Below are 8,603 nucleotides of genomic sequence, written 5' to 3'. Positions count from 1 at the left end.
GACCGGCATACCCGGGGTCCGTGACCGGCATACCCGGGGTCCGTGACCGGCATACCCGGGGTCCGTGACCGGCATACCCGGGGTCCGTGACCGGCTCGTCGCTCTCGGGATGGCCGGGATCATGGTCGAGGCCGGGTCTCAATACCCGGAGTCCGTGACCGGCTTGTCCGATCCGGGGTGGCCGGGGTCCTGGTGGCATGAACGGGCTCGGTTGTCGTGCGGCGCAGCCTGGGTGGGCGACACCCGGCCCGCCGCGGACGCGCTCCACGGGTGGGCTCACCCGCCCGGCACGCGCCACCGCACCCGCCCGGCGCGCACCGCCGTACCCGCGCCCGCTGCCTGGGCGCCCACACCCTAGGGGGCGGCGGTCTCCGGGCGGTCGTCGTCGGGGGTGCCCTCGCGGCTGGCGAGCAGGCGCCGCAGGGAGACCAGGCGGGCGGGGTCGGCGTGGCCTGCGGCGACCCAGGCGCCCAGGGCGCACTCCTCGCCAAGGTGGGTGCAGCCCTTCGGGCACTCGACCGTGCCCTCGACCAGGTCGGGGAAGCCGGCCAGGACGGTCTCGACCGAGACGTGGGCCAGGCCGAAGCTGCGCACGCCCGGGGTGTCGATGATCCAGCCGCCCTCGGGCAGTTCCAGGGCGATGGCGGAGGTGGAGGTGTGGCGTCCCCGGCCGGTGACCGCGTTGACGTGCGAGACGGCCCGGTTGGCGTCCGGGACCAGCGCGTTGACCAGGGTCGACTTGCCCACTCCCGAGTGCCCGACCAGGACGCTGATCCGGCCCTTCAGCCGCTGCCTCAGCTCCTCCAGGTCGCCGCCCTTGCGGATCACGACGTACGGCACGCCGAGGGGGGCGTAGAGCGCGACCAGCTCCTCCGGCGAGGCCAGGTCGGACTTGGTCAGGCACAGCAGCGGCTCGATGTCGGCGTCGAAGGCCGCGACGAGCATCCGGTCGATCATGCGGGGCCGGGGCGGCGGGTCGGCCAGGGCCGTGACGATCACCAGCTGGTCGGCGTTGGCGACCACCGGGCGCTCGATGCCGTCGGTGTTGTCGGTGTCGTCCGCGGAGCGGCGCAGCATCGAGACTCGGGGCTCCACGCGCACGACCCGGGCCAGCGTGTCGGGCCTGCCGGAGACGTCGCCCACCAGGGCCACCCGGTCGCCGACCACGATCCCCTTGCGGCCCAGCTCGCGGGCCTTCATCGCGACCACGACGCGGCGGCCCGCCGCGCGGTCCTTCCTGCGGCGTCCCCGCTCCTCGCCGGCGCCGACCAGGCAGGTGTAGCGGCCGCGGTCGACGGTCACGACGAAGCCCTCGACGGCCTCCTCGTGCGCGGGACGAATGCGGGTCCGCGGCCGGGAACCCTTCCCCGGCCGGATCCTGACGTCGTCCTCGTCGTACTCCCGCTTCCTCAGCGGTCTCCCCCCAACATCCGCGCCCACATCGAGGCGAACTCCGGCAGGGTCTTACCCGTCGTGGCGATGTCCTCCACCTCGACACCGGGCACGGCCAGGCCGATCACCGCGCCGGCCGTGGCCATGCGGTGGTCGGCGTAGGAGTGGAACACCCCGCCGGTGAGCGGGCGCGGGCGGATCTCCAGGCCGTCCTCGGTCTCGTTGGCATCGCCGCCGAGGCCGTTGATCTCGTTGACCAGCGCGGCCAGCCGGTCGGTCTCGTGCCCGCGGATGTGGGCGACACCGCTGATCCGGCTGGGGGAGTCGGCCAGGGCGGCCAGGGCGGCGATGGTCGGGGTCAGCTCGGCGACGTCGCGCAGGTCGGCCTCGATGCCGGAGATCCGGCCGGTGCCGGTGACCGACAGCCCCTCGGGCGTGCGCTCCACGGAGGCGCCCATGGCGGACAGCAGCTCCCGGAGCTGGTCGCCCGGCTGGGTGGTCTCGTCCGGCCAGCCGGGGATGACGACCGTGCCGCCGGTGACCATGGCGGCCGACAGGAACGGCGCCGCGTTGGACAGGTCGGGCTCCACGGTGAAGTCCCTGGCCCGGATGGCGCCCGGCTCGACCCGCCAGACGTCGCGCCCGGAGTCGTCGACCTGGACGCCGAACTCGCGGAGCATCTGGACCGTCATCCGGATGTGCGGCTGCGAGGGCACGGGCGGGCCCTCGTGCCGGACCGTCACGCCCTTGGGGAAGCGGGCGGCGGTCAGCAGCAGGCCCGACAGGAACTGGGAGGAGCCGGAGGCGTCGAGCGTGACCTCCCCTCCGGCGACCGGGCCGCGGACGGTGAAGGGCAGCGCCTCGCCCGTCACCTCGGCGCCCAGCGCGCGCAGGGCCCGCAGGATCACGCCCATCGGGCGCTTGCGCGCGTGCGGGTCGCCGTCGAAGGACACCTCGCCGTCGGCCAGGGCGGCCATCGGGGGCACGAAGCGCATGACCGTGCCGGCCAGGCCGACGTCGATGTGCGCCCCGGCGGCGACCGGCCCGGGGGTGATCGTCCAGTCGAGGCTGGAGGCGCTCTCGTTGGAGGGGGTCATCGTGGCGCCGAGGGCGCGCAGGGCGTCGGCCATCAGGTCGGAGTCGCGGCTGCGCAGCGCCAGCCGTACCGTGCCGGGACCGTCGGCCAGCGCGGCCAGCAGCAGCGCGCGGTTGGTCACGGACTTCGAGCCCGGCAGGGGGACGGTCGCGCGCACGGGATCGGTCGCGGTAGGGGCGGGCCACAGCGGAGCGGACATGCCCGAAGCCTATCGAGACCGTCTCGCCGTACGGGAAGCGCCCGACCGGGATGTGGACGGGCCGTCCGGGATGAGAGACGACATCCGTATTCGGAGGTGGCAGAGTGGGGACATGTGCGGAAGATACGCGTCTGCGCGCGCCAAGCAGGAGCTGATCGAGGAGTTCGAGGTCGAGCTCGACGGAGCCCCTGACGAGGAGCTCGGGCCCGACTACAACGTCGCGCCGACCAAGCGGGTCTACGCGGTGCTCAGCAGGGTGCCGAAGATCGAGCCGGCGGCTGAGACCGGGTCCGGGGCGAGGCCGGTGCGCCAGCTCCGCGTCATGCGGTGGGGGCTGGTGCCCGGATGGGCGAAGGATCCTTCGATCGGGTCCAAGATGATCAATGCGCGGGTGGAGACCGTGGCGGAGAAGCCCTCCTTCCGCAAGGCGTTCGCCGAGCGCAGGTGCCTGCTGCCGGCCGACGGTTACTACGAGTGGGCCGTGCAGGAGGAGACCGGCGCGAAGGGCAAGCCGAAGAAGCAGCCCTACTACATCCACCCGGCCGACGGGGGGAGCATGGCCATGGCGGGGCTGTACGAGTTCTGGCGTGACAAGGGCCGGCCCGAGGACGACCCGCTGGCCTGGCTGGTCACCTGCACGATCATCACGACCTCCGCCGTCGACGAGGCGGGCAAGGTCCACGACCGCATGCCGATGCTGATCGAGCGCGACCGGTGGGCCGACTGGCTCGACCCCGGCGTCGCCGACGCGCGGGAGTTCCTGGTCCCGGCCGGTTCGACCGGCCTGACCCTGCACCCCGTCTCCACGGCGGTGAACTCGGTGCGCAACAACGGGCCGGAGCTCATCGCGCCGGTGACGGCAGGGGCGGGCGGGGACCGGCCGCTTTTCTAAAAAGACTCGAAAATCCGTGTAAAAACCACGCAGAGCGGGCATCCGCTGAGGAAAGCGGAACCTCTTCCGGGAGGTCACGCCACAAAACTCGCTCTTTCCATGCCCGACGGGACGTCCGGGGAGTCCCGCCGAAGGCCCCCCACATCGTCCCGGAGGTGCGGATCCGTGAACGACGCGACCGCGCGTATGCGCCTGGAGAGCATTCTGGCCGAGCTCGACCGGTCCATCGGGGTCCTGAGCGGCGGCCCCGCGGCCGAGCGGGAGAGGTCGGCGGCCGACGCGGGATCCGACCTGACCGACGCCGACCGCAACCGGGCCATGCTCGATGTGGCCGTCCAGCACCGCCGGTCGGTGGTCGAGGCGCTCAAACGGCTCGACGAGGGGTTGTACGGCCTGTGCGTCGACTGCGGCAGGCCCGTTCCGGAGGGCAGGCTGGAGGCGCGGCCCGAGGCTTCCCGGTGCGTGGAGTGCCAGTCCAGGAGGGAGCGCCGTCGCTGACCGCCTGGATCGCCCTCGCGGGAGGCTACGGCCGCCGGGCGCTGGCGACCAGGTGGATGCCCACGGTGTCGTCGTCGTCGGGATGGGCCTCGAGCTCGGTGCGGACCAGCCAGTTCAGCGCGCGGGGGTCCGAGGCGAGCACGTGGTCGACCGTCGAGGGGGACAGCACGGTGCGGGGCCGTACCCACTCGACCTCCAGGCCGGCGTCGGTGAGCAGCTCGCGGAGCTGGGCGCCGCTGAAGCAGCGCGTGATGCTGCCGTCGGGCCACGGCACGAGCATGACCTCGCCGGTGGTCTGGCGCAGGTGCGCCCAGTAGTTCTGCTCGGCCAGGATCGCCATGCCCAGCACCAGCGAGTCGACGCAGATCAGCGCCCGCCCGCCGGGACGCAGCACCCGGGCGATGTCGGAGACCGCGGACTCGGCCATGAGCTCCAGCGACATGGCCCGGTCCTCGGCCATCACGGCGTCCACGCTGCCGTCGGGCAGGAAGCGCAGGTCGTCGGCGCGGACCCGGCGGGTCTTGCCGGCGTCGCGCAGCGGGGGCTGGCCGTCCTCCAGCGTCTTGCGGAAGTCGATCATCTCGATCACCCGGTGCCCGCCGCGCGCCGCCTGCGCCGACCACCGCCCGTGGCCGCGGGACAGGTCCAGGATCGTGGACGGCTCGGAGGGAAGCCACCGGCTCAGCTGCTCGGCGGCGACCGCCCGGTAAAAGGTCCAGTACGGCCCGAGCGTTCCTGAGCCGTTCAGCTCTTCGGCCGGGATGGGCAGCACAAGCGGCTCCTGGCGTCGGGTTTCCGGTGGTCTGTTGCTACCTGCCGGTACATATCTTTTTCCCCGTACCGGCCTGCTCGTCACCTTCTATCTTGTGGGAACAGACGACCGGTCGCGGGTGTTGCCAACGGACAGCGAACGATCCTTTCAGGAGGTTGGCAAGCGAATGCTCGCGTTAGTCGAACCCGTCGCCCACCCCGGTGATCGGTCCCTGCCCGCCGAGCGGGTATTCTCCGCTCTGTACGGTGTCCCGCGCCAGCAGGACTCCGGAGATCCTAAGGGGGTGGGTCCGGTTCCTGCGACAGATGCGGAGACTCTGGAGCAGAGGAGTGCACGGTTCGAGCGGGACGTCATGCCCTATCTCGAGCAGCTCTACTCCGCCGCACTCCGGATGACCCGGAACCCCGCGGACGCCGAAGACCTTCTCCAGGAGACGTTCGCCAAGGCGTTCGCGTCCTTCCACCAGTTCCAGGAAGGCACGAACCTCAAGGCCTGGCTCTACCGCATCCTCACCAACACCTTCATCAACAGCTACCGCAAGAAGCAGCGGGAGCCCAAGCAGGCCGGCACCGAGGAGATCGAGGACTGGCAGCTCGCCAGGGCCGAGTCGCACACCTCGGGCGGCCTGAAGTCGGCGGAGATCGAGGCGCTCGAACACCTCCCCGACAGCGACGTCAAGGAGGCGCTCGCCGCGCTTCCCGAGGAGTTCCGCATCGCGGTCTACCTCGCCGACGTCGAGGGATTCCCCTACAAGGAGATCGCGGAGATCATGGGAACCCCCATCGGGACCGTGATGTCACGACTCCACCGCGGTAGGCGGCAGCTGCGCACGCAGCTGGAGGACTACGCCCGCGAGCGTGGTCTGACCCCCGCGGAGGGTGCGAAGTGAACGGGCGAGCCGATATGCACCGCGAGCCCGCGACGACGGGTTCCGCGCTCCTGGGCGAGGTGATCGTATGAGCTGTGGAGATCCGCACGACACGGACTGCCGTGAGGTCCTGGACAAGGTCTACGCCTACCTCGACGGTGAGCTGGACCAGGACAACTCCGTCGACGTCCGGCACCACCTGGACGAGTGCAGCCCCTGCCTGAAGGAGTACGGCCTGGAGCAGGTCGTCAAGCAGCTGGTGGCCAAGCACTGCGGATGCGACCCCGTCCCCGACGATCTTCGCGCCAAGGTCCTGCAGCGCATCGAACAGGTCCGGGGCGAGCTGGCGACCTGACCTCCCCGGACCTTCTAGGATCTCCCGTAAGGCGATGCCATACGAACGGGGGGTCGGCATGCGGGTGCTCGTCACCGGAGGAGCCGGATTCATCGGGTCCAACCTGGTGGACCGGTTGCTGGAGGACGGTCACGAGGTCGCGGTCGTGGACGACCTGTCCTCCGGCGACCGGGCGAACCTCGCCCGCGCAGGGGAGAGTCCGCGCTTCACCATGCACGTGATGGACATCCGCGACCCCGCGCTGGTCGAGCTGGCGGCCGACTGGCGGCCGGAGGTCGTCTGCCACCTCGCCGCGCAGATCAGCGTGCGCAAGAGCGTGGCCGACCCGGTCCACGACGCCCGGCTCAACGTGGAGGGCACCGCCTCGGTGCTGACCGCCGCCCAGCGCGGCGGCACACGCAAGGTCGTCTTCGCCTCCTCCGTCGCGGTGTACGGCAGGCCCGCGGTCATCCCGGTCCCCGGGGGCGCGGCCACCGACCCGCGCTCGCCGTACGCGGCCTCGAAGCTGAGCGGGGAGACCTATCTGGCGACCTTCAAGGCGCTGTACGGCATCGACTACACCACGCTCGTGCTCTCCAACGTCTACGGCCCGCGCCAGTCTCCCGACGGCGAGGCCGGGGTGGTGGCCATCTTCACCGACGCGCTGCTCAACGGCACGCCCACCGTGGTGTACGGCGAGGGCACCCAGACCCGCGACTACGTGTTCGTCGAGGACGTGGTGGACGGCTTCGTCCGCGCCTGCGGCGAGGCGGGCGGCGGCGGCCGGTTCAACCTGGGCACCGGGGTGGAGACGACCGACCGGCGGCTGCACACCCTCGTCGCCGAGGCGGCCGGGGCGCCCGACCGGCCCGGCACCGCCCCGGCCCGCCTGGGGGACCTGCCGGCGATGGCCGTCGACCCGGCTCCGGCGTTCGAGGCGCTGGGCTGGCGGCCGCGCACCGAGCTGGCCACCGGGCTGAAGGCCACCGTCGAGTGGGCGAGGGCGCGTTCCGCCGCCCGATAGCCACACTTAACGTGCTTGCATGGTTACGCTTTGCTTGCGATTGTCAGTCTGTCCTCCCGGGTGGGCCGCATTTCTGTAGCCTGAGTTGCGACATCACCGTGGAGGCAGCGCATGTCGAAGGAAACGGTCGGCCGGGGGCACTCGGGGATCTCCTGGACATGAGCACGCGCCCTTAGGACCCCTAGGTGGCCGCATTGCGTGGACTGCCATGGCCTGCCAAGGCCTACCTCGTCGTCGTCATCGGAGTCGCTGTCGGGCTGTTCGGGCACAGCGTGGCAGGCGGCCGTCTCGCGCCGCTCGACTGGCCCACGCTGCTGGTGCTGGCCCTGCTGTTCCTGGTGTGCGAGTCGATGCCGACGCTGCTCAGCGTCAAGCGGGCCGCGGTGTCGGTCAGCTTCTCGGCGGCGCTGGCCGCGGTGGTGCTCGTCGGGCCGGAGGGCGCGGCGCTGGTCGGCATGACGGCGGCGCTCAGCGTGCACCCGGGCCTGCCGCTGGTCAAGCGGCTGTTCAACGGCGCGCAGTTCGCCGTCTGCGGCTACGTCGCGGGCATGGTCTACCAGCACCTGGGCGGTAAGGCCGATATCCCGGACATCGCCGGGTTCAACGACCTGATCCTCCCCTACGCCGGGGCGGCGGCGGTGTTCGTGCCGCTGAACTTCCTCCTGATCGCGTTCATCCTGGTCCTGAGCGGCCAGGCCGACCAGGTGCCGCTGCGCGGGCTGGCCCAGTTCCTGGTCTCCTATCTCGGATACGCCACTTTCGGGCTGCTGATCGCCGGGCTCTGGGCGACGGTCAACTCGATCTCCGCGGTGCTGGTGCTGATCCCGCTGTTCGTGGCCCGCTGGGGCTTCGGCCAGTACCTCGCCCAGCAGCGCTCCTACGACGCCACGATCGCCGCGCTCTGCCAGGCCGTGGAGACCAAGGACTACTACACCCGCGGCCACTGCACGCGCGTCTCCCTGGCCTCCGGCATGATCGCCGAGGAGATCGGGATGGGCCCGGAGCGGCTGCGGGCGATCCGCTACGCCGGCATGCTGCACGACGTCGGCAAGCTGGGCGTGCCGACGAAGGTGCTGCAGAAGGAGGGACCGCTGACCGAGGAGGAGTTCGCGGCCATCCAGCTCCACCCGATGCGCGGGCTGGAGATCGTGCGCGGCATCGACTTCCTCGACGAGGCCTTCGCCGGGATCATGCACCACCACGAGCGGCAGGACGGCAAGGGCTACCCGATGGGACTGGCCGGCGACGAGATCCCGGAGTTCGCCCGGATCATCGCGGTGGCCGACGCCTTCGACGCGATGACCTCCGACCGCTCCTACCGCAACGCCCGCTCGGTCGAGGTCGCCACCGCCGAGCTGCGCAAGGGCGCGGGCACCCAGTTCGACCCGGTCATGGTCAACGCCTTCGTCAAGGCCCTCGACCGCGACGGCTGGCAGCCGACCCGTAAGGTCACCCCGCCCCCGGAGGACGCGGCGGAGACCACCACCAAGGATCATGACGACCCGACCATGCCCATCCAGGTGGTGTC

Annotated in this window: 9 protein-coding genes; 6 read left to right on the top strand and 3 right to left on the bottom strand. The window is 71.4% G+C overall.

The annotated features are described in order from the left end of the window. Positions 1-354: 354 nt before the first annotated feature. Together rsgA and aroA are read right to left on the bottom strand one after the other, a co-directional pair. On the bottom strand, positions 355-1,413 hold the full coding sequence (rsgA, locus tag Psi01_RS33735) for a ribosome small subunit-dependent GTPase A (RefSeq protein ID WP_204068201.1): 1,059 nt from the start codon (positions 1,411-1,413) through the stop codon (positions 355-357). Continuing rightward, positions 1,410-2,687 (bottom strand): 3-phosphoshikimate 1-carboxyvinyltransferase, encoded by a 1,278-nt coding sequence (gene aroA, locus Psi01_RS33730; protein WP_204068199.1) that lies wholly within the window; start codon positions 2,685-2,687, stop codon positions 1,410-1,412. Before aroA ends, rsgA begins: the two co-directional genes overlap by 4 nt. 112 nt (positions 2,688-2,799) lie before the next feature. Here aroA and Psi01_RS33725 point away from each other — a divergent pair, with 112 nt between their 5' ends. Next, positions 2,800-3,579 (top strand): SOS response-associated peptidase, encoded by a 780-nt coding sequence (locus Psi01_RS33725; RefSeq protein ID WP_204068198.1) that lies wholly within the window; start codon positions 2,800-2,802, stop codon positions 3,577-3,579. Positions 3,580-3,744: 165 nt separating this feature from the next. Next, positions 3,745-4,077 (top strand): TraR/DksA family transcriptional regulator, encoded by a 333-nt coding sequence (locus Psi01_RS33720; protein WP_204068197.1) that lies wholly within the window; start codon positions 3,745-3,747, stop codon positions 4,075-4,077. A 25-nt stretch (positions 4,078-4,102) separates the two neighbouring features. On the opposite strand, the gene Psi01_RS33715 is transcribed toward Psi01_RS33720, so the two are convergent. Further along, positions 4,103-4,849 (bottom strand): class I SAM-dependent methyltransferase, encoded by a 747-nt coding sequence (locus tag Psi01_RS33715; RefSeq protein ID WP_204068196.1) that lies wholly within the window; start codon positions 4,847-4,849, stop codon positions 4,103-4,105. 283 nt (positions 4,850-5,132) lie between these two features. On the opposite strand from Psi01_RS33715, the gene Psi01_RS33710 reads away from it, so the two are divergent. From Psi01_RS33710 to Psi01_RS33695, 4 genes are all read left to right on the top strand, one after another. Further along, on the top strand, positions 5,133-5,738 hold the full coding sequence (locus tag Psi01_RS33710; RefSeq protein WP_203876921.1) for a sigma-70 family RNA polymerase sigma factor: 606 nt from the start codon (positions 5,133-5,135) through the stop codon (positions 5,736-5,738). 67 nt (positions 5,739-5,805) lie between these two features. After that, the gene (gene rsrA / locus Psi01_RS33705) at positions 5,806-6,072 is read left to right on the top strand and encodes a mycothiol system anti-sigma-R factor (protein ID WP_204068195.1); all 267 of its coding nucleotides are present in this window, start codon (positions 5,806-5,808) and stop codon (positions 6,070-6,072) included. 34 nt (positions 6,073-6,106) lie between these two features. Next, positions 6,107-7,075: an NAD-dependent epimerase/dehydratase family protein gene (locus Psi01_RS33700; RefSeq protein ID WP_307819289.1), complete on the top strand. Its 969-nt coding sequence runs from the start codon at positions 6,107-6,109 to the stop codon at positions 7,073-7,075. Between the two features lie 194 nt (positions 7,076-7,269). Next, positions 7,270-8,603, top strand: a 1,334-nt coding sequence (locus Psi01_RS33695; protein ID WP_204068194.1) for an HD-GYP domain-containing protein, incomplete at its 3' end; no start/stop codon positions are given.

It is taken from the genome of Paraplanobispora siamensis (genome assembly GCF_016863175.1).
Classification (GTDB): domain Bacteria; phylum Actinomycetota; class Actinomycetes; order Streptosporangiales; family Streptosporangiaceae; genus Planobispora; species Planobispora siamensis.
Note: the sequence above shows the minus strand (reverse complement) of the source record. Positions and strands in the feature narration are given on the sequence as shown.